The organism is Escherichia sp. KTE31 (assembly GCF_000407925.1).
Lineage (GTDB): Bacteria > Pseudomonadota > Gammaproteobacteria > Enterobacterales > Enterobacteriaceae > Escherichia > Escherichia ruysiae.
The window spans coordinates 114,381-136,317 of record NZ_KE136726.1 but is presented as its reverse complement, the minus strand read 5'-3'; the positions used below and the strand labels follow the sequence as shown (position 1 = coordinate 136,317).

Here is a 21,937-nt window from a genome sequence, read left to right as displayed (position 1 = left end):
TTGCTGATTTCGGCAGGTCTGGTCCCTAAAGGAGAGGACGATGGTTGCGGTAAGAAGTGCACATATCAATAAGGCTGGTGAATTTGATCCGCAAAAATGGATCGCAAGTCTGGGTATTACCAGCCAGAAGTCGTGTGAGTGCTTAGCCGAAACCTGGGCGTATTGTCTGCAGCAGACGCAGGGGCATCCGGATGCCAGTCTGCTATTGTGGCGTGGTGTTGAGATGGTGGAGATCCTCTCGACATTAAGTATGGACATTGACACGCTGCGGGCGGCGCTGCTGTTCCCTCTGGCGGATGCCAACGTAGTCAGCGAAGATGTGCTGCGTGAGAGCGTCGGTAAGTCGGTCGTCAACCTTATTCACGGCGTGCGAGATATGGCGGCGATCCGCCAGCTGAAAGCGACGCACACCGATTCTGTTTCCTCTGAACAGGTCGATAACGTTCGCCGGATGTTATTGGCGATGGTCGATGATTTCCGCTGTGTGGTCATCAAACTGGCTGAGCGTATTGCTCATCTGCGCGAAGTGAAAGACGCGCCGGAAGATGAACGCGTACTGGCAGCAAAAGAGTGCACCAATATCTATGCGCCGCTGGCGAACCGTCTCGGGATCGGGCAACTGAAATGGGAACTGGAAGATTACTGCTTCCGTTATCTCCACCCGACCGAATACAAACGCATTGCAAAACTGCTGCATGAGCGCCGTCTCGACCGCGAACACTACATTGAAGAGTTTGTCGGGCATCTGCGCGCTGAGATGAAAGCTGAAGGCGTTAAAGCTGAAGTCTATGGTCGCCCGAAACACATCTACAGCATCTGGCGCAAAATGCAGAAAAAGAACCTTGCCTTTGACGAGCTGTTTGATGTCCGTGCAGTACGTATCGTCGCCGAGCGTTTACAGGACTGCTATGCTGCACTGGGGATAGTGCACACTCACTATCGCCACCTGCCGGATGAGTTCGACGATTACGTCGCTAACCCGAAACCAAACGGCTACCAGTCTATTCATACCGTGGTGCTGGGGCCGGGCGGTAAAACCGTTGAGATCCAAATCCGCACCAAACAGATGCATGAAGATGCAGAACTGGGTGTTGCTGCGCACTGGAAATATAAAGAGGGCGCGGCTGCTGGCGGCGCGCGTTCGGGACATGAAGACCGGATTGCCTGGCTGCGTAAACTGATTGCGTGGCAGGAAGAGATGGCTGATTCCGGCGAAATGCTCGATGAAGTACGCAGCCAGGTCTTTGACGACCGGGTGTACGTCTTTACGCCGAAAGGTGATGTGGTTGATTTACCTGCGGGATCAACGCCGCTGGACTTCGCGTACCACATCCACAGTGATGTCGGGCACCGCTGCATCGGGGCAAAAATTGGCGGGCGCATCGTACCGTTCACCTACCAGTTGCAGATGGGCGACCAGATCGAAATTATCACCCAGAAACAGCCGAACCCCAGCCGTGACTGGTTAAACCCAAACCTCGGTTACGTCACAACCAGCCGTGGGCGTTCGAAAATTCACGCCTGGTTCCGTAAACAGGATCGTGACAAAAACATTCTGGCAGGACGGCAAATCCTTGACGACGAGCTGGAACATCTGGGGATCAGCCTGAAAGAAGCAGAAAAACATCTGCTGCCGCGTTACAACTTCAATGATGTCGACGAGTTGTTGGCGGCGATTGGTGGCGGGGATATCCGTCTCAATCAGATGGTCAACTTCCTGCAATCGCAATTTAATAAGCCGAGTGCCGAAGAGCAGGACGCCGCCGCGCTGAAGCAGCTTCAGCAAAAAAGCTACACACCGCAAAACCGCAGTAAAGATAACGGTCGCGTGGTAGTCGAAGGTGTCGGCAACCTGATGCACCATATCGCGCGCTGCTGCCAGCCGATTCCTGGTGATGAGATTGTCGGCTTCATTACCCAGGGACGTGGTATTTCAGTACACCGCGCCGATTGTGAACAACTGGCGGAACTGCGCTCCCATGCGCCGGAACGCATTGTTGACGCTGTATGGGGCGAGAGCTACTCCGCCGGGTATTCGCTGGTGGTTCGCGTTCTGGCGAATGATCGTAGCGGGTTGTTACGTGATATCACGACCATTCTCGCCAACGAGAAGGTGAACGTGCTTGGCGTTGCCAGCCGTAGCGATACCAAACAGCAACTGGCGACCATCGACATGACCATTGAAATTTACAACTTGCAGGTGCTGGGGCGCGTGCTGGGTAAACTCAATCAGGTGCCGGATGTTATCGATGCGCGTCGGTTGCACGGGAATTAATCTTACATAGCTGGATATGGCGTCAGCCGTATCCAACGATATCTTTTACTCGAAGGTATTACACCTGACAGACCCGCAATTTTCAGGACATTCCAATGAATCAAATCGACCGTTTGCTCACTATTATGCAGCGTCTTCGCGACCCGGAAAACGGCTGCCCGTGGGATAAAGAGCAGACTTTCGCCTCTATTGCACCTTATACCCTTGAAGAAACCTACGAAGTGCTGGATGCCATTGCCCGCGAAGACTTTGACGATCTGCGCGGTGAACTTGGCGATCTATTGTTCCAGGTGGTGTTTTACGCGCAAATGGCTCAGGAAGAAGGGCGCTTTGACTTTAATGATATTTGCGCTGCAATCAGCGATAAATTAGAGCGTCGACATCCACATGTTTTTGCTGACAGTTCTGCCGAAAACAGCAGTGAAGTGCTCGTCCGTTGGGAACAAATCAAAACCGAAGAACGCGCGCAGAAAGCGCAGCATTCGGCGCTAGACGATATTCCTCGTAGTTTACCGGCCTTAATGCGTGCGCAAAAAATTCAGAAACGGTGCGCCAACGTTGGCTTTGACTGGACGACGCTTGGCCCGGTAGTCGATAAAGTCTATGAAGAGATCGACGAGGTGATGTACGAGGCGCGGCAGGCTGTTGTCGACCAGGCTAAACTGGAGGAGGAAATGGGTGACCTGTTGTTTGCCACGGTCAATCTGGCTCGCCATTTAGGGACAAAAGCGGAAATTGCATTGCAAAAAGCCAACGAAAAATTCGAGCGTCGTTTTCGCGAAGTGGAGCGTATTGTTGCCGCGCGTGGACTGGAAATGACAGGTGTTGACCTCGAAACAATGGAAGAAGTCTGGCAACAAGTAAAACGGCAGGAAATTGATCTCTAAGGGAATTACGCGGTCAAGCGCGATTTGTGTCATTTTTTAAATGACAAGCGATTGATTTGCGTCAAAAACATTTACCCCAAAGGGGCTATTTTCTCACTCCTGATTTCAATAGTGCGCTGGCGAAGAGGAGGGATAATGAAAGTTTGTGGCACAGGTCATGTTCGGGTATACTGCTTTCCCGTCCTGGTTATTCCATCGTCTTTTCAACCTAACTTCTCAGGTTCAGCATGACAACGAACTATATTTTTGTGACCGGCGGGGTCGTATCCTCTCTGGGTAAAGGCATTGCCGCAGCCTCCCTCGCAGCCATTCTTGAAGCCCGTGGCCTCAATGTGACCATCATGAAACTGGATCCGTACATCAACGTCGATCCAGGTACTATGAGCCCAATCCAACACGGGGAAGTGTTCGTTACTGAAGACGGCGCTGAAACCGACCTGGACTTGGGGCACTACGAGCGTTTCATTCGTACCAAAATGAGCCGCCGTAACAACTTTACCACGGGTCGTATCTACTCTGACGTTCTGCGTAAAGAACGCCGTGGCGACTATCTGGGCGCAACCGTACAGGTTATCCCGCACATTACTAACGCTATCAAAGAACGCGTTCTTGCTGGTGGCGAAGGCCACGACGTGGTTCTGGTAGAAATCGGCGGTACTGTAGGTGATATTGAATCCCTGCCGTTCCTCGAAGCGATTCGCCAGTTGGCTGTTGAAATTGGCCGCGAACATACTCTGTTTATGCACCTGACACTGGTGCCGTACATGGCAGCGTCTGGTGAAGTCAAAACCAAACCGACTCAGCACTCTGTAAAAGAGCTGCTCTCTATCGGTATCCAGCCTGACATCCTGATTTGTCGTTCAGATCGCGCCGTACCGGCAAACGAACGTGCGAAGATTGCATTGTTCTGTAATGTTCCGGAAAAAGCGGTTATTTCTCTGAAAGACGTCGATTCCATCTATAAAATTCCGGGCCTGTTGAAATCTCAGGGGCTGGACGATTATATTTGTAAACGATTCAGCTTGAACTGCCCGGAAGCGGATCTGTCCGAATGGGAACAGGTTATCTTTGAAGAAGCGAATCCGGTGAGTGAAGTCACCATCGGTATGGTCGGTAAGTACATCGAACTGCCGGACGCTTATAAATCCGTGATTGAAGCACTGAAACACGGCGGGCTGAAAAATCGTGTCAGCGTCAACATCAAACTGATCGATTCACAAGATGTTGAAACGCGCGGTGTTGAAATCCTTAAAGGTCTGGACGCGATCCTCGTACCTGGCGGTTTCGGCTATCGTGGCGTAGAAGGCATGATTACTACCGCGCGCTTTGCGCGTGAGAACAATATTCCTTATCTGGGCATTTGCCTGGGTATGCAGGTGGCGTTAATTGATTACGCTCGCCATGTTGCCAACATGGAGAACGCCAACTCTACGGAATTTGTGCCAGACTGTAAGTACCCGGTTGTGGCGCTGATTACCGAGTGGCGCGATGAAAACGGCAACGTTGAAGTTCGTAGCGAGAAGAGCGATCTCGGTGGCACCATGCGTCTCGGCGCACAGCAGTGCCAGTTGGTTGACGATAGTCTGGTTCGCCAGCTGTACAATGCTCCGACAATTGTTGAGCGTCATCGTCACCGTTACGAAGTCAACAACATGCTGTTGAAACAGATTGAAGATGCAGGTCTGCGCGTTGCGGGCCGTTCCGGGGATGATCAGTTGGTCGAGATCATCGAAGTTCCGAATCACCCGTGGTTCGTGGCTTGTCAGTTCCATCCGGAGTTTACTTCTACTCCACGTGATGGTCACCCGCTGTTTGCCGGCTTTGTGAAAGCCGCCAGCGAGTTCCAGAAACGTCAGGCGAAGTAAGTAAAAAAGTTAGAACGGCAACGCGTACCCAGGGTACGCGTTGTTTGTCTGGAGTTTTAGTTTAACTAGTGACTTGAGGAAACCCTAATGTCCAAAATCGTAAAAATCATCGGTCGTGAAATCATCGACTCCCGTGGTAACCCGACTGTTGAAGCCGAAGTACACCTGGAGGGTGGTTTCGTCGGTATGGCAGCTGCTCCGTCAGGTGCTTCTACTGGTTCCCGTGAAGCACTGGAACTGCGCGATGGCGACAAATCCCGTTTCCTGGGCAAAGGCGTAACCAAAGCTGTTGCTGCGGTTAACGGCCCGATCGCTCAGGCGCTGATTGGCAAAGATGCCAAAGATCAGGCTGGCATTGACAAGATCATGATCGACCTGGACGGCACCGAAAACAAATCCAAATTCGGCGCGAACGCAATCCTGGCTGTATCTCTGGCTAACGCCAAAGCTGCTGCAGCTGCTAAAGGTATGCCGCTGTACGAGCACATTGCTGAACTGAACGGTACTCCGGGCAAATACTCCATGCCGGTTCCGATGATGAACATCATCAACGGTGGTGAGCACGCTGACAACAACGTCGATATCCAGGAATTCATGATTCAGCCGGTTGGCGCGAAAACTGTGAAAGAAGCCATCCGCATGGGTTCTGAAGTTTTCCATCACCTGGCAAAAGTTCTGAAAGCGAAAGGCATGAACACTGCTGTTGGTGACGAAGGTGGCTATGCGCCGAACCTGGGTTCCAACGCTGAAGCTCTGGCTGTAATCGCTGAAGCTGTTAAAGCTGCTGGTTATGAACTGGGCAAAGACATCACTCTGGCGATGGACTGCGCAGCTTCTGAATTCTACAAAGACGGTAAATACGTTCTGGCTGGCGAAGGCAACAAAGCGTTCACCTCTGAAGAATTTACTCACTTCCTGGAAGAACTGACCAAACAGTACCCGATCGTTTCTATCGAAGACGGTCTGGACGAATCTGACTGGGACGGTTTCGCATACCAGACCAAAGTTCTGGGCGACAAAATCCAGCTGGTTGGTGACGACCTGTTCGTAACCAACACCAAGATCCTGAAAGAAGGTATCGAAAAAGGTATCGCTAACTCCATCCTGATCAAATTCAACCAGATCGGTTCTCTGACCGAAACTCTGGCTGCAATCAAGATGGCGAAAGACGCTGGCTACACTGCAGTAATCTCTCACCGTTCTGGCGAAACTGAAGACGCTACCATCGCTGACCTGGCTGTTGGTACTGCTGCAGGCCAGATCAAAACCGGTTCTATGAGCCGTTCTGACCGTGTTGCTAAATACAACCAGCTGATTCGTATTGAAGAAGCTCTGGGCGAAAAAGCACCGTACAACGGTCGTAAAGAGATCAAAGGCCAGGCATAAGTCTGACTTTATCTGATTTAAAAATGCCAGCCTCCGGGCTGGCATTTTTTATTGTTGAGTTACCAGCGGCCGGACGCGCCGCCACCGCCAGAAGAACCGCCACCTCCGCTAAATCCGCCGCCACTTGAACCTCCACCGGAAGAGGATGAAGAAGAACCTTTTCTTGAAGCTCTTTCTTTACCGAGCTTCTTGTATTTGGCGCGTAACTTTTTATTCACCAGAAGCCAGAAGATAAGCAGCGGTACGATCGCAAAAGGCGTTAACATACCGCAGGCAACGATTAAATTCGTCCATGGTCCTGGCTCGGCAACATAGAGGAATACCATCCCGTAAATTGCGGCAGTGAGGGCAATCCACGGTAGATTTGATGGATCGGTAAAAATAATAAAATACGAAAGTACAGCCAGTAAAATAATGACAGCAATCGATAATGGAATTGGAGTTTTGATACTGTAATGATTTCCGCTGCCTTCTGGCAATTCACCATTCAACAGAAGCGCGCCGATATTTTCGCTGGCCAGTGTTAACCCTCCCATAAGATCATCGTTTTTGAACGCGGGGATCAATATATCACTGATAATCTTTGCCGCTTGCAGGTCGGTAACAACGCCCTCCAGTCCATAGCCAACTTCAATACGGACGGTATGATCTTCCCAGGCGACCAGGAGTAAAATACCATCGTTACGCTGGGCATCGCCCAATTTCCAGCTATCAAAAACGCGTGTTGCATATTGTTCAATGGAATCTTCCCCAGTGGATGGCACCACTAATATAGCAACCTGCGCCCGCGTATTCTGTGCAATCTTCTGTAACTGCAGTGTCAGAGATTGTTGCTCAGGTGAACTTAATGTATCAGTAAGATCGGTCACCTGTTGGTGTAGTTCCGGTACAGCAATTTGCTGGGCAAACACAGGAACGCACCACAATATGAGTAGAAAAAAGATTAAGCGCATATTGATCACCTGCGTCCGAATGAATCGCCGCCTCCTGAAGATCCGCCCCCGCCACGAAAAGAATTTCTCGACGAAGAGCGAGAATGAGCAGCACGACTCTCCGTTTTTTTGTTATTTTTTGCACTGGAACCCAGTTTAAGATTGCCGGTAAATATAGCCACAATGATCAGCAGAACGATGCCAGCAATGGTTATTGGCCCGATAAAATAATCAGTCAGCCAGATAATTGTTGATATCAATGCCATATCTTTATTACTGGCGAAAACCAGGCACCATCCCACAACAATTATCAGCAGCACGACAAACAATGAATTTCGTCCTGACTTAGGATGTTGCAGAGGCGTATTTTGTTTTATTGCTTTGGTGTTTTTATTCTTTGGTGCCAGTATCATGGAGAATGCGCGGTTCATATGAAAAAACACCATCAGGCGCCGCCAGCATTTGGCAGTAAACAATAAACTTATGCATACGAAAGATATTCGCCGAATGATGACATCATCACGAAAGAAGCAAAACCAAACGACGGGGGTTGCCAGTGAAATAAGCCATATTACAGGTCCGGGATTATCGATGAAGCGCCAGACGGCGGCAATAATGGCGATCATCAGCAATGTCCAGGCAAGACATGGCAGTGAGCGTTGCGGATTAGCAAACAGATGATTGGCTAAAGCATCCAGTGGACTAAGGTTCGCTTTGGTATGGGTAAACAGAGCTATGCCTTCAACTCCCTGCGTTAACCCGGCGAAGAGATTGTTTTTTTCAAACTCTGATTGCATACGGTAACGAACAATTTGCGAAGCTTGTTCTGGTGGCAACATTTCTTCCAGTCCATGTCCAATCTTCATTGACGCCCGCCCTTCCGGCCAAACGACGAGAATTAAGATACCTTCGCCGTACCGCTTCTCTCCAACGGGTTTCCAGTGATATACCCCGTAGCTCTGCGAGGCTGCAAGTTTAATGTTTTTGCCCCCTGTGGTCGGCACAACCAACACTGCCACCTGGAAGTGGTTTTGCTGCTCGAGAGTCTGTAATTGTTGAGTTAAAGATGTTTGTTCTTCTGGCGTTAACGTCCTGGTCAAGTCCGTTACATATGGCACTTGTTCAGCGAATACAGGAAAAACGAATAGCGCCAGAATCAGGATAAAAATACGCATAGCAATTCCTTTCGTTACCAGCGCCCGGAAGCGCCACCGCCACCAGATGAACCGCCGCCACCGCTGAAATTGTCATTGTCGAAAGAAGAGGATGATGACGACGAATCTCTGTAGTTAGAATTGCTTCTGGTATGACGTGATGGCTGGTTGGCATTACGCATTGAATCACGCACTTTTCTGCCGAAAGGGGTAAAGGCGATGGCGACAGCCAGAAATGGTGTGGCGAAGCAGAGTAATGTTGCGAGCACTCCCCAGCTTCCGCTGAAACCGGCAATAGGTAAAACAAAGGCTAGTACAACAGCTGCGAAGCAAATCAATCCCAGCGTTTTGATATATCCTCTGGCGGAAATAAAGGTCAGTACTATCGCCCAGGCCAACAAAGCCCACCAACCGCTAAAGGGTAAAGGGTGATCGGTCGGTGTTATCGTTGCTAAATTATCCTCTGTCAGACGACTTTCAATATCGCTGATTCCCTCTTGCAAACCGCCAGCCAGGTCGCCATTTTTAAATGCTGGAATAATACTGTTGCGAATAATTTGTCCGGACTGTGCATCCGTAATAACGCCTTCCAGCCCGTAACCGATTTCAATACGCACGGTATGATCCTGCCAGGCGACTAACAGCAGAATGCCATCATCGCGGTCTTTATCACCTGGCTTCCAGCTATCGAATACCCGCGTTGCGTACTGTTCGATGGTTTCATTGCCTGTTGTTTCAACCACTAACACGACCAGCTGCGCCTGATTTTTTTGCGTCAGGGCTTTAATCTGGTTGGTCAGGGTGTTTACTTCGTTGTTCGTCAATGTGTCAGTTAAATCATTTACATACTTGGGTATTTCAGGTACTGGAATTTGCGTGGCAAACGCAGATGAACAGAAGAAAGCCATAAGAAAGATAAAATTTCGCATAGGGCTTCTCCGCTTAATGAGCATTAGTATTCTGGCTAAAATCTATTGTTGGGGCTTTACTTACTGCGGCGACATCATCTGGCAAATAATTTTTCTTCGGTGTGTAATCCATTACCTTTGCGGTTAATACAGCGGGAAATTTGCGGATGGTAACATTATATTGTTCAATGGCTTTAATATATCTTCCTCGCGCAACGGCAATTCGGTTTTCACTTCCTTCAAGTTGTACCATCAAATTTTGATAGAGTTCCTGAGCCTTTAATTCAGGATAACGCTCACTAATAATCGTTAGCTGACCGAGTGTACGTGTCAGCTGCGACTGAGCTTGCTGCCAGGTTTGTAATTTTTGCGCATCTCCCGGAGCTTGCTGAAGATCGCTGCTGGCGCGATTAGCCTGGCTACGCGCCAATGTTACGGCTTCCAACACTTCTTTTTCATGGCTGGAATAACCTTTAATACTGGCGACGAGATTAGGAATAAGGTCGGCGCGACGTTGATACTGATTCAGAACTTCTGACCAGGATGAATTAACCTGCTCGTCATAAGTTTGAATATCGTTATATCCACAACCTGATAAATTGAAAATAAATATAATTACGATGAATGTTCTGAACATGTTTAAATCCCTTTAGTTTAATTCCTCAGGACATAATACGTCGTTTCATTATTTCCTTAATGATCTGATTCACCTTTTTATCTTAAACCCGCATGTAACAGAATGTTAATAAAGCATGAATATTGCGGTAGGATCTGCAATAATTAACAATTATCCACTTTACAGAGAATGCTATGCAGTACCCGATTAACGAGATGTTCCAGACCCTGCAAGGTGAGGGTTACTTTACCGGCGTCCCCGCCATTTTTATTCGTTTACAGGGATGCCCGGTCGGCTGTGCCTGGTGTGATACCAAACACACGTGGGAAAAACTTGAGGATCGGGAAGTTTCTCTTTTCAGCATTTTGGCGAAAACCAAAGAGAGTGATAAGTGGGGGGCAGCGAGCAGTGAAGACTTACTCGCAGTCATCGGTCGTCAGGGATACACCGCGCGTCACGTGGTGATTACTGGTGGTGAGCCTTGTATTCATGATTTGCTGCCATTGACCGACCTGCTCGAAAAGAATGGTTTTAGCTGCCAGATCGAAACCAGCGGCACTCATGAAGTGCGTTGCACACCGAATACCTGGGTTACCGTGTCGCCAAAAATAAATATGCGTGGCGGCTATGAAGTGTTGTCTCAGGCACTGGAACGAGCCAATGAAATTAAACATCCTGTTGGACGCGTACGGGATATTGAAGCCCTGGATGAATTGTTGGCGACGCTGACCGATGATAAACCGCGAGTAATTGCCCTTCAGCCGATTAGCCAGAAGGATGATGCCACGCGTTTGTGTATTGAAACCTGCATTGCGCGGAACTGGCGTTTGTCGATGCAAACGCATAAATATTTGAATATTGCCTGATTAAACATTTATAAGCGTTGAAAATGAGTGGAACCTGTAAATAACTCCACTCATTTATATTCTTTGTCGCCTCTGAAACTCCTCCATTTTGCCCATCCTGGACTAATCATTGCCATTCTCTACAAATGCTGTGGCGTTAATTTTTCGCTGGGGTGAAAATTATTGCGGTGAAGTTTGGTAGATTTTAGTTTTTATAGATTTATTTTAAATATTTACCTTTTCAGCCAATGGATTAAGTGTTCTTTAACATAGTAGATGTGTTGTTTGTGTGATCCTGTAAAGTTGGTAGATTGTGACTGGCTTAAAAAATGATTAATTAATAATAGGTTATGTTTAGAGAGTTCCCCGCGCCAGCGGGGATAAACCGGCGAGGTTTTCGTATAGCCTGGATTTAATACTGAGTTCCCCGCGCCAGCGGGGATAAACCGTCGGTGGGTATCAGCAAATTCGAGTGGATTCAGAGTTCCCCGCGCCAGCGGGGATAAACCGGACCAGACGGCCTCGTTCTCGCTGCCGGATGTGAGTTCCCCGCGCCAGCGGGGATAAACCAATAACCACGTTGTTGCAGGCAATAACACCGGCGAGTTCCCCGCGCCAGCGGGGATAAACCGTTCATCTCGGTGGGGACATTATCGAAACCATTGAGTTCCCCGCGCCAGCGGGGATAAACCGGGTCTGCCGAACGATGATATTGAGTTCAAGCTGAGTTCCCCGCGCCAGCGGGGATAAACCGCAAAGGTGCCAAAACGATCGTTGTTAGCGGATGAGTTCCCCGCGCCAGCGGGGATAAACCGTAGGTGAACGCGAGAGGTCTGGGTTGATGCGTGAGTTCCCCGCGTCAGCGGGGATAAACCTTTCAGTAGGGTTCAGCCCGGGCAGTTTCCCGCCCGGTCTTCCTTACTTACGCATTCGACCAGCTCTGGATCGAATCCGCACTCCCCAGCTCACCATGCATCACTTCATACGATTTTTTCAAAATCACATCGGTGTGTTTGGTTAGGTCTTTGAAAATACCTTTATTCATCGCGTCGTAGCGTTTGGCATTGCACTCAACAGGCATAAAGATATCTTTCACGCGAACCATTTTGTCGATCGCCGTTGCGTAATCCGGATACAGACCCAGACCTACCGCTGTATTAATCGCCGCCCCCAAACTTGCACAGCCGTTAATGGCGTTACGCCGTGCCCCACATATCCAGAGCGCAACACCCTAACATAGCGTTACTTAAGGGAAATTAACCGCCGACACACTCTTATCATTCGCCGCGATAGATGCAACCTGCGGTGCAGGTTTCTTTCACCATAACCGCACTTAACAGCGGAACAACAGGTTTAACCTGATCCCAAATCCATTTTGCTAAAACTTCGCTGGTCGGGTTTTCCAGACCTGGAATATCATTGAGATAATAGTGATCGAGGCGATCATAGGTTGGTTTAAATGCCGCTTTCAGTTCAGCGAAATCGATAATCCAGCCCGTATGCGGATCGACTTCCCCGGTAATTTCCAGGCGCACCATAAAAGAGTGCCCGTGAAGGCGACCACATTTATGCCCTTGTGGGACGTGTGGTAAGCGGTGAGCGGCTTCGAAGGTGAAATCTTTAAATAACGTGGTGGACATCATAATTTCTCTACAGGACGACAAAACGGGCGTAGAGTACCGGAAAGCCTGTTTTTTCGCATTATCTAAAATGGGTTTGTTGCGCAAAATAGCCTAATTATCTTAATGATGTTCAATATTTATTTATTTTTCATTGGGTTAATAAATCTATTTTGTTGTTAAAGACTATTGCTAAAACAGGTTAGTCGATTTGGTTATTAGTTATCGCTATCCCGTCTTTAATCCACACCGTTCGCCCCGTTAACCTTACCTTCTCTTTTGTTTTATGGGCGCAGACAGGGCGCAGAAACAGCTTTGCTTACTGGAACATAACGACGAATGACGACACAGGCCCCACCTTCCGCTTTGCTTCCGCTGAACCCGGAGCAACTGGCTCGCCTCCAGGCAGCCACTACTGATTTGACTCCTACCCAGCTTGCGTGGGTATCCGGCTATTTCTGGGGAATACTTAACCAGCAGCCAGGTACACTTGCAGCTACACCTGCGCCTGGCGCAGAAATGCCGGGTATCACCATCATCTCCGCTTCGCAAACGGGTAATGCTCGCCGGGTAGCTGAAGCGTTACGTGACGACTTATTAACGGCAAAACTGAACGTTAAGCTGGTGAACGCAGGCGACTATAAATTCAAACAAATCGCCAGTGAAAAACTGCTTATCGTGGTGACTTCAACACAAGGGGAAGGGGAACCGCCGGAAGAAGCCGTCGCGCTGCATAAGTTCCTGTTCTCCAAAAAAGCGCCGAAGCTGGAAAATACCGCTTTTGCCGTGTTTAGCCTTGGTGACACCTCTTATGAGTTTTTCTGCCAGTCCGGTAAAGATTTTGACAGCAAGCTGGCGGAACTGGGCGGTGAACGCCTGCTCGACCGTGTTGATGCTGACGTTGAATATCAGGCAGCCGCCAGCGAATGGCGCGCCCGCGTGGTTGATGTTCTGAAGTCCCGCGCACCTGTTGCGGCACCTTCGCAATCCGTCGCTACTGGCGCGGTAAATGAAATTCACACCAGCCCGTATAGCAAAGAGGCGCCGCTGGTGGCGAGCCTTTCGGTTAACCAGAAAATTACCGGACGCAATTCTGAAAAAGACGTTCGCCATATCGAAATCGATTTAGGTGATTCAGGCCTGCGCTATCAGCCGGGCGACGCGCTGGGCGTCTGGTATCAGAACGATCCAGCACTGGTAAAAGAGATTGTTGAACTGCTGTGGTTGAAAGGCGATGAACCCGTCACCGTTGACGGCAAAACGCTACCGCTGGCAGAAGCCTTACAGTGGCACTGCGAACTGACCGTCAACACCGCGAATATTGTTGAGAACTACGCCACTTTAACGCGCAGTGAAACGCTGCTGCCGCTGGTGGGCGATAAAGCGAAGTTGCAGCATTACGCGGCAACCACGCCAATTGTCGATATGTTGCGTTTCTCTCCGGCACAACTGGACGCTGATGCATTCATCGGTATTTTGCGCCCACTGACGCCGCGCCTGTATTCCATCGCCTCATCGCAGGCGGAAGTCGAGAGCGAAGTGCACGTCACCGTCGGCGTTGTGCGTTATGACGTGGAAGGCCGCGCCCGTGCGGGTGGTGCCTCCAGCTTCCTCGCCGATCGCGTGGAAGAAGAGGGCGAAGTTCGGGTGTTTATCGAACATAACGACAACTTCCGTTTGCCTGCTAACCCCGAAACTCCGGTGATTATGATTGGCCCCGGTACGGGCATCGCGCCGTTCCGCGCCTTTATGCAGCAGCGTGCCGCCGACGAAGCGCCGGGTAAAAACTGGCTGTTCTTTGGTAATCCGCATTTTACGGAAGATTTCCTCTATCAGGTGGAATGGCAGCGTTACGTCAAAGAAGGCGTGCTAACGCGTATTGATCTCGCCTGGTCGCGCGATCAAAAAGAAAAAATTTACGTACAAGACAAACTGCGCGAACAGGGTGCAGAGCTGTGGCGCTGGATCAATGACGGTGCCCACATTTATGTCTGCGGCGACGCCAATCGCATGGCGAAAGACGTTGAACAGGCACTTCTGGAAGTGATTGCCGAATTTGGTGGCATGGACACCGAAGCGGCGGATGAATTTTTAAGTGAGCTGCGCGTTGAGCGCCGTTATCAGCGAGATGTCTACTAATGAGCGAAAAACATCCAGGGCCTTTAGTGGTCGAAGGTAAACTGGCAGACGCGGAGCGCATGAAGCTTGAGAGCAACTACCTGCGCGGCACGATTGCTGAAGATTTAAACGACGGCCTGACCGGCGGCTTTAAAGGCGACAACTTTCTGCTGATCCGTTTCCACGGTATGTATCAGCAGGATGACCGCGATATCCGCGCTGAGCGTGCCGAGCAGAAGCTGGAACCGCGTCACGCGATGATGCTGCGTTGCCGTCTGCCTGGTGGGGTGATCACCACCAGACAATGGCAGGCGATTGATAAATTTGCTGAAGACAACACGATTTACGGCAGTATTCGTCTGACCAACCGCCAGACGTTCCAGTTTCACGGCATTCTGAAAAAGAACGTCAAGCCGGCACACCAGATGCTGCACTCGGTCGGGCTTGATGCGCTGGCAACCGCCAACGACATGAACCGTAACGTGCTTTGCACCTCGAACCCGTTTGAATCGCAGCTGCACGCGGAAGCGTATGAATGGGCGAAGAAAATTTCTGAGCACCTGCTGCCACGTACTCGTGCATATGCGGAGATTTGGCTCGATCAGGAGAAAGTCGCCACCACTGATGAAGAACCGATCCTCGGTCAGACCTATTTACCGCGTAAGTTTAAAACGACGGTAGTGATCCCGCCGCAGAACGACATCGATCTGCACGCCAATGACATGAACTTTGTGGCAATAGCGGAGAACGGCAAGCTCGTAGGCTTCAATTTGCTGGTGGGCGGTGGGCTGTCTATCGAACACGGTAACAAAAAAACCTACGCCCGCACCGCGAGCGAGTTTGGCTATCTGCCGCTGGAGCATACGCTGGCGGTGGCGGAAGCCGTCGTGACGACTCAGCGTGACTGGGGTAATCGAACCGATCGTAAAAATGCCAAAACCAAATACACGCTGGAGCGCGTGGGGGTCGAGACGTTTAAAGCGGAAGTGGAACGTCGTGCGGGGATCAAGTTTGAACCGATCCGCCCGTATGAGTTCACCGGACGCGGCGATCGCATCGGCTGGATTAAAGGTATTGACGACAAATGGCACCTGACGCTGTTTATCGAAAATGGTCGTATTCTCGATTATCCGGGGCGTCCGCTGAAAACGGGGCTGCTGGAGATCGCGAAGATCCACAAAGGCGATTTCCGCATTACGGCGAACCAGAATCTGATCATCGCCGGTGTACCGGAAAGTGAGAAAGCGAAGATCGAGAAGATCGCCAAAGAGAGCGGGTTGATGAATGCCGTCACGCCGCAGCGTGAAAACTCAATGGCCTGCGTGTCATTCCCGACTTGCCCGCTGGCGATGGCGGAAGCGGAGCGTTTCCTGCCGTCTTTTATCGACAACATCGATAATTTAATGGCGAAACATGGTGTCAGCGATGAGCATATCGTGATGCGTGTAACAGGCTGCCCGAACGGTTGTGGTCGCGCGATGCTGGCGGAAGTGGGCCTGGTGGGTAAAGCGCCGGGTCGCTACAACCTGCATCTTGGCGGCAACCGCATTGGGACACGTATCCCCCGGATGTATAAAGAAAACATCACCGAGCCGGAAATCCTGGCGTCGCTTGATGAACTGATAGGGCGCTGGGCGAAAGAGCGCGAAGCGGGTGAAGGCTTCGGCGACTTTACGGTGCGTGCGGGCATCATTCGCCCGGTGCTCGATCCGGCGCGTGATTTGTGGGATTAACGCATCTCCTGACTATTCCCTCTCCTTTTGGGAGAGGGTTAGGGTGAGGGGAAAAGTGCAGAGGTAATTATGTCCAGACTCGATCTAAACGCCCTGAATGACCTGCCGAAGGTAGAGCGTATTCTGGCGCTGGCGGAAACTAACGCCCAACTGGAAAAACTGGACGCTGAAGGCCGCGTTGCCTGGGCGCTGGAAAATCTGCCCGGTGAATATGTGCTCTCTTCCAGTTTCGGTATTCAAGCAGCGGTGAGCCTGCATCTGGTGAACCAGATTCGCCCGGATATTCCGGTGATCCTCACCGATACTGGTTATCTGTTCCCGGAAACCTACCGCTTTATTGATGAGTTAACGGACAAACTCAAACTGAACCTGAAGGTCTACAGGGCAAAAGAAAGCGCCGCCTGGCAGGAAGCACGCTACGGCAAACTGTGGGAGCAGGGTGTTGATGGCATTGAAAAATACAATGAGATCAACAAAGTCGAACCGATGAACCGGGCGCTGAAAGAGCTGAATGCGCAAACCTGGTTTGCAGGATTACGCCGTGAACAATCTGGCAGCCGCGCCAATTTACCGGTGCTGGCTATCCAGCGTGGCGTATTTAAAGTGCTGCCGATTATAGACTGGGATAACCGAACTATTTATCAGTATCTGCAAAAACATGGCCTGAAATATCACCCATTATGGGATGAAGGATATTTATCGGTCGGTGATACTCATACAACCCGTAAATGGGAACCCGGAATGGCGGAAGAAGAAACGCGTTTCTTTGGCTTAAAAAGGGAATGTGGATTACACGAAGGGTAAATGTTATCCGGATAAATTAAACGCCTCTGTCAGAAATGATGGGGGCGTTTTTATTTTGCGAGCAGCATTCCGGCATTTAAACGTGAACGTCGCAGGGAGAATCAACAGGTATAGAATGGTGTCGGGTGCTTGAGGCTGTCTGGCGTTAAGCATTCGCGAGGTTCCAGATGGACAAAAGCCCCAGGCGATATTTCTATCAACCTGAGGCCAGCGTTCGAACGTAGCAATTCGGATGTTAGTCTCTTCTTTGCAGGGAGGCAAGACATGCTGACAAAATATGCCCTTGTGGCAATCATAGTGCTGTGTTTTACAGTACTGGGATTCACGCTGATGGTAGGCGACTCGTTGTGTGAGTTGAGTATCAGAGAACGTGGTATGGAGTTTAAGGCAGTTCTCGCTTACGAATCGAAGAAGTAGCCACCACGCGGGGGTAAAACCCCGCGTATTGAATTGTGATGGTTTGGTCTCCTGCACCCTTTTTTTACTCTGTTTCAGGTGGCATTGATTTCCTGCAGGCACAGGAATAATCAGTTAAAACTCCTCAAGACGCCTTCGCCAGCTCCTTCACCAGCGGTAGCATTATCCGCATTACATCACGGCAGCGGCGTTCTATTCTTCCAGGAAGTGCCTTATCAATATGCTGTTGATTATCCAGTCTTACATCATGCCAGCTGGTTCCCTCAGGGAATGCGGCTGTTTTTGCGCGTTGCTGATAACCGTCTTTATTTCCCAGATTCCAGTTTGTCGCTTCCACCGAAAGTACGGCAATACCGGCTTTGTCGAAAACTTCGGCGTCATTACAACATCCGGTGCCTTTCGGATAATTTTTATTTAGACCCGGATTGGTCGTGGCGGCAATTCCATGACTGCGGGCAATTGCCAGTGCCCTGTCTCGCGTTAATTTCCTTACTGCTTCAGGGGTTTTTACGCCACTGTTGAAATACAATTTATCGCCAACAATTAAGTTATCGAGATTAATCACCAGCAGCGTATTTTTCTTTTCGGTGTCACTCATCCGCTTGAGTAAATTCTCAGCGCCTAATTTCCCTTCCTCTTCGCCGCTGGTCGCCACAAATCGAATACCATACTCGGTAGGCGTATTTTTCAGGCGTTCTGCCAATTCCAGCATGACACCTAAACCTGCGGCGTTATCATCCATTCCTTGTAACGTCAGCCCGCCGAGATTGGCATCGGCGTCAGCATCGCTCTGCGGGGCGTAGGTATCCAGATGCGCCATAATAATGATCTGCTGCGGCGCTTTGCCTTCATGGGCGGCAATCACCGTACTTCCCGTCACGTTATGCCAGTTCTTGCGATTATCGCGGGCGGTATAAATATATCGGCTATTAAATGTCCGAATATCACTGCGATAACCCATTTGCTGAAACTGTTGGCGAATATAATCGGCAGATAACATTTCTGCGGGTGTTCCGGTCATGCGTCCCGGAAAGAAAGTGGCAATATGTCGCGCCTTTGTATTGGCAAAATCACCAGGTTTAGGTGACGAGGCGTGTACGGGGAGAATAAAGCATACGCCGAGCGCCAGGGCAGCGGTACGGTGGCGCAATGCGGAAAACATAGTGAGTCCTTAAATACCATGCAAATTTTTTTACCGCCATAGTATGAAACTGCCGCTGCGCTAAAACAATTTCAAATCTTCCTAAATGCCCGAAATCCGGAGCCTTAAGCACTTTTTGATATTAGCTTTGCCAAATCGTTATTCCGTTAAGGAACTACTCATTCTAATTGGTAATTTCATTCGTTCTCTTACGCTCCCTATAGTCGAAACATCTGATGGCAAGAAAATAGCGGTATTGCAAAGGAACGGTTATGGATCAAAAACGACTTACTCACCTGCGGCAACTGGAGGCGGAAAGCATCCACATTATTCGCGAGGTGGCTGCAGAATTCTCAAATCCGGTGATGCTCTACTCTATCGGTAAAGATTCCAGCGTCATGCTGCATCTGGCGCGCAAGGCGTTTTATCCAGGTACGCTGCCTTTCCCATTGCTGCATGTTGATACTGGCTGGAAATTCCGCGAGATGTATGAGTTCCGCGATCGCACGGCAAAAGCCTATGGCTGCGAGCTGCTGGTGCATAAAAATCCGGAAGGCGTGGCAATGGGGATTAATCCATTCGTGCACGGCAGCGCCAAACATACCGACATCATGAAAACTGAAGGTCTGAAGCAGGCACTGAACAAATACGGTTTTGATGCCGCCTTCGGTGGTGCACGCCGTGACGAAGAAAAATCCCGCGCTAAAGAGCGTATCTACTCTTTCCGTGACCGCTTTCATCGTTGGGATCCAAAAAATCAGCGCCCGGAGCTGTGGCACAACTACAACGGGCAGATTAACAAAGGCGAAAGTATCCGCGTCTTCCCGCTTTCCAACTGGACCGAACAGGATATCTGGCAGTACATCTGGCTGGAAAATATCGACATTGTTCCGCTGTATCTCGCCGCTGAACGTCCGGTTCTGGAACGCGACGGTATGTTGATGATGATTGATGACAACCGTATCGACCTGCAACCCGGCGAAGTGATTAAAAAACGGATGGTGCGTTTCCGCACGCTGGGCTGCTGGCCGCTGACCGGCGCGGTGGAGTCAAATGCGCAAACACTGCCGGAGATCATCGAAGAGATGCTGGTTTCCACCACCAGTGAACGTCAGGGCCGCGTGATTGACCGCGACCAGGCAGGGTCTATGGAGCTGAAAAAACGTCAGGGGTATTTTTAAGATGAACACCGCACTTGCACAACAAATCGCCAATGAAGGTGGCGTCGAAGCCTGGATGATCGCGCAACAACATAAAAGCCTGCTGCGTTTTCTGACCTGCGGCAGCGTCGATGATGGCAAAAGTACCCTGATTGGTCGCCTGCTGCACGATACCCGCCAAATCTATGAAGATCAGCTCTCATCACTGCATAACGACAGTAAGCGTCACGGCACCCAGGGCGAAAAACTGGATCTGGCATTGCTGGTGGATGGTCTGCAAGCTGAGCGCGAGCAGGGCATCACCATTGACGTGGCTTACCGCTATTTCTCCACCGAGAAGCGTAAATTTATTATCGCCGACACTCCTGGGCACGAACAGTACACCCGCAATATGGCGACCGGCGCGTCAACATGTGAGCTGGCGATCTTGCTGATCGACGCCCGTAAAGGCGTACTCGATCAAACCCGCCGGCACAGTTTTATCTCCACGCTGTTGGGGATCAAACATCTGGTCGTGGCGATCAACAAAATGGATCTGGTGGATTACAGCGAAGAGACGTTCACCCGCATTCGTGAAGACTACCTGACTTTCGCGGAACAATTACCGGGCAATCTGGATATCCGCTTTGTGCCACTCTCCGCGCTGGAAGGCGATAATGTGGCTTCGCAAAGTGAAAGGATGCCGTGGTACAGCGGTCCGACACTGCTCGAAATGCTGGAAACTGTAGAGATCCAACGAGTGGTGGATGCCCAGCCAATGCGCTTCCCGGTGCAGTATGTTAACCGCCCGAATCTTGATTTTCGTGGTTACGCCGGAACGCTGGCCTCTGGCAGCGTGAAAGTCGGGCAACGTGTCAAAGTGCTCCCCTCTGGCGTGGAGTCAAACATTGCGCGGATCGTTACTTTTGATGGCGATCGCGAAGATGCCTTTGCCGGAGAAGCGATCACTCTGGTGCTGACGGATGAGATCGACATCAGCCGTGGCGATCTGCTGCTGGCGGCAGATGAAGCGTTACCGGCTGTGCAGAGCGCGTCGGTGGATGTGGTATGGATGGCGGAACAGCCGCTTTCCCCGGGCCAGAGTTACGACATCAAAATTGCCGGTAAGAAGACGCGCGCTCGTGTTGATGGCATTCGCTATCAGGTTGATATTAATAACCTTAATCAACATGAAGTTGAAAACCTGCCGCTGAACGGCATCGGCCTGGTGGATCTCACCTTTGATGAGCCGCTGGTGTTAGATCGTTATCAGCAAAACCCGGTTACTGGTGGGCTGATTTTTATCGATCGCCTGAGCAACGTGACCGTGGGTGCTGGTATGGTGCATGAGACGAAAAACGAGGCCACCGTTGCACCGTCGGAATTTAGCACGTTCGAGCTGGAACTGAATGCGTTAGTACGCCGCCACTTCCCACACTGGGGTGCGCGCGATTTACTGGGAGGTAAATGATGGCGCTGCATGACGAAAATGTCGTCTGGCATAGCCATCCAGTAACTGTGCAACAACGCGAGCAACACCACGGTCATCGTGGTGTTGTGCTGTGGTTCACCGGTCTCTCTGGTTCCGGTAAATCAACGGTTGCGGGGGCGCTGGAGGAGGCGTTACATAAACTTGGTGTCAGTACGTATTTGCTGGACGGCGACAACGTTCGCCACGGTTTATGCAGCGATCTCGGTTTTAGCGATGCCGATCGTAAAGAAAATATCCGCCGGGTTGGTGAAGTGGCGAATTTGATGGTTGAAGCCGGACTGGTGGTGCTGACTGCGTTTATTTCCCCACACCGCGCCGAACGCCAGATGGTTCGTGAACGTGTAGGAGCAGGTCGATTTATCGAAGTGTTTGTCGATACTCCGCTGGCGATTTGCGAAGCTCGCGATCCAAAAGGCTTGTATAAAAAAGCGCGCGCTGGTGAACTGCGTAACTTTACCGGAATAGACTCCGTTTACGAAGCGCCTGAATCGGCAGAAATTCATCTCAATGGTGAACAATTAGTAACAAATTTGGTTCAGCAATTATTAGATCTACTGAGACAGAACGATATTATCAGATCCTGAGACACCACCGGGTTTCCATGCC

17 protein-coding genes, 2 pseudogenes and 1 CRISPR repeat array are annotated in these 21,937 nt (G+C 50.4%); of the genes and pseudogenes, 12 read left to right on the top strand and 7 right to left on the bottom strand.

Features of this window, described 5'->3' with window-relative positions; translation table 11 throughout:
* Window positions 1-40 precede the first annotated feature (40 nt).
* The 4 genes from relA (at window position 41) to eno (ending at window position 6,413) form a co-directional block, all read left to right on the top strand.
* Window positions 41-2,275 carry a GTP diphosphokinase gene (gene relA / locus WES_RS04860; protein WP_000226848.1) on the top strand — a complete coding sequence of 745 codons (2,235 nt, stop codon included), beginning with the start codon at window positions 41-43 and terminating at the stop codon, window positions 2,273-2,275.
* Between the two features lie 95 nt (window positions 2,276-2,370).
* Window positions 2,371-3,162, top strand: coding sequence for a nucleoside triphosphate pyrophosphohydrolase (mazG, locus tag WES_RS04865; RefSeq protein ID WP_001071627.1), 792 nt, complete (start codon window positions 2,371-2,373; stop codon window positions 3,160-3,162).
* A gap of 227 nt (window positions 3,163-3,389) precedes the next feature.
* Entirely contained in the window at window positions 3,390-5,027 is a 1,638-nt protein-coding gene (gene pyrG, locus WES_RS04870) for a glutamine hydrolyzing CTP synthase (protein ID WP_000210857.1), read from the top strand.
* An 87-nt stretch (window positions 5,028-5,114) separates the two neighbouring features.
* Window positions 5,115-6,413: a phosphopyruvate hydratase gene (gene eno / locus WES_RS04875; protein ID WP_000036723.1), complete on the top strand. Its 1,299-nt coding sequence runs from the start codon at window positions 5,115-5,117 to the stop codon at window positions 6,411-6,413.
* A gap of 59 nt (window positions 6,414-6,472) precedes the next feature.
* Here eno and WES_RS04880 read toward each other — a convergent pair whose 3' ends face one another.
* From WES_RS04880 to WES_RS04895, 4 genes and pseudogenes are all read right to left on the bottom strand, one after another.
* On the bottom strand, window positions 6,473-7,375 hold the full coding sequence (locus WES_RS04880) for a TPM domain-containing protein (RefSeq protein ID WP_147598601.1): 903 nt from the start codon (window positions 7,373-7,375) through the stop codon (window positions 6,473-6,475).
* Window positions 7,372-8,520, bottom strand: a complete 1,149-nt coding sequence (locus tag WES_RS04885) for a TPM domain-containing protein (RefSeq protein ID WP_016159622.1) — start codon at window positions 8,518-8,520, stop codon at window positions 7,372-7,374. Before WES_RS04885 ends, WES_RS04880 begins: the two co-directional genes overlap by 4 nt.
* A 236-nt stretch (window positions 8,521-8,756) precedes the next feature.
* A pseudogene (locus tag WES_RS04890) lies at window positions 8,757-9,428 on the bottom strand (TPM domain-containing protein); the annotation flags it as partial.
* A 13-nt stretch (window positions 9,429-9,441) separates the two neighbouring features.
* Window positions 9,442-10,044 (bottom strand): LemA family protein, encoded by a 603-nt coding sequence (locus tag WES_RS04895; RefSeq protein ID WP_016159620.1) that lies wholly within the window; start codon window positions 10,042-10,044, stop codon window positions 9,442-9,444.
* Between the two features lie 173 nt (window positions 10,045-10,217).
* Between WES_RS04895 and queE the strand changes: the two genes are divergently transcribed.
* Entirely contained in the window at window positions 10,218-10,889 is a 672-nt protein-coding gene (gene queE / locus WES_RS04900; protein WP_001199968.1) for a 7-carboxy-7-deazaguanine synthase QueE, read from the top strand.
* Between the two features lie 338 nt (window positions 10,890-11,227).
* Window positions 11,228-11,744: a CRISPR direct-repeat array (repeat unit 29 nt; unit sequence GAGTTCCCCGCGCCAGCGGGGATAAACCG).
* A 46-nt stretch (window positions 11,745-11,790) separates the two neighbouring features.
* Here queE and WES_RS04905 read toward each other — a convergent pair.
* Both WES_RS04905 and queD read right to left on the bottom strand, forming a co-directional pair.
* Window positions 11,791-12,075 (bottom strand): annotated as a pseudogene (locus WES_RS04905) (sugar kinase); the annotation flags it as partial.
* A gap of 70 nt (window positions 12,076-12,145) precedes the next feature.
* On the bottom strand, window positions 12,146-12,511 hold the full coding sequence (gene queD / locus WES_RS04910) for a 6-carboxytetrahydropterin synthase QueD (RefSeq protein WP_016159619.1): 366 nt from the start codon (window positions 12,509-12,511) through the stop codon (window positions 12,146-12,148).
* Between the two features lie 315 nt (window positions 12,512-12,826).
* On the opposite strand from queD, the gene cysJ reads away from it, so the two are divergent.
* The 4 genes from cysJ to WES_RS04930 all read left to right on the top strand — a co-directional run bounded on the left by cysJ (window position 12,827) and on the right by WES_RS04930 (window position 17,559).
* Entirely contained in the window at window positions 12,827-14,626 is a 1,800-nt protein-coding gene (gene cysJ, locus WES_RS04915) for an NADPH-dependent assimilatory sulfite reductase flavoprotein subunit (protein ID WP_016159618.1), read from the top strand.
* Window positions 14,626-16,338: an assimilatory sulfite reductase (NADPH) hemoprotein subunit gene (gene cysI, locus WES_RS04920; protein ID WP_001290644.1), complete on the top strand. Its 1,713-nt coding sequence runs from the start codon at window positions 14,626-14,628 to the stop codon at window positions 16,336-16,338. The genes cysJ and cysI overlap by 1 nt, the downstream gene beginning before the upstream one ends.
* Before the next feature lie 69 nt (window positions 16,339-16,407).
* Complete coding sequence (cysH, locus tag WES_RS04925) at window positions 16,408-17,142, top strand: phosphoadenosine phosphosulfate reductase (protein ID WP_000088608.1); 735 nt, start codon at window positions 16,408-16,410, stop codon at window positions 17,140-17,142.
* Between the two features lie 264 nt (window positions 17,143-17,406).
* Complete coding sequence (locus WES_RS04930) at window positions 17,407-17,559, top strand: Hok/Gef family protein (RefSeq protein WP_000956460.1); 153 nt, start codon at window positions 17,407-17,409, stop codon at window positions 17,557-17,559.
* Window positions 17,560-17,683: 124 nt separating this feature from the next.
* On the opposite strand, the gene iap is transcribed toward WES_RS04930, so the two are convergent.
* A complete protein-coding gene (gene iap, locus WES_RS04935) occupies window positions 17,684-18,721 on the bottom strand; it encodes an alkaline phosphatase isozyme conversion aminopeptidase (RefSeq protein WP_016159617.1) in 1,038 nt (345 codons plus the stop codon).
* Window positions 18,722-18,972: 251 nt separating this feature from the next.
* Here iap and cysD point away from each other — a divergent pair, with 251 nt between their 5' ends.
* Genes cysD through cysC form a run of 3 tightly spaced genes read left to right on the top strand, consistent with a single transcriptional unit; the run spans window position 18,973 to window position 21,915 of the window.
* Entirely contained in the window at window positions 18,973-19,881 is a 909-nt protein-coding gene (cysD, locus tag WES_RS04940; RefSeq protein WP_000372392.1) for a sulfate adenylyltransferase subunit CysD, read from the top strand.
* Window position 19,882: 1 nt separating this feature from the next.
* Window positions 19,883-21,310, top strand: a complete 1,428-nt coding sequence (gene cysN / locus WES_RS04945) for a sulfate adenylyltransferase subunit CysN (protein WP_016159616.1) — start codon at window positions 19,883-19,885, stop codon at window positions 21,308-21,310.
* Window positions 21,310-21,915 (top strand): adenylyl-sulfate kinase, encoded by a 606-nt coding sequence (gene cysC, locus WES_RS04950; RefSeq protein ID WP_016159615.1) that lies wholly within the window; start codon window positions 21,310-21,312, stop codon window positions 21,913-21,915. The genes cysN and cysC overlap by 1 nt, the downstream gene beginning before the upstream one ends.
* The last annotated feature ends 22 nt before the right edge of the window (window positions 21,916-21,937 follow it).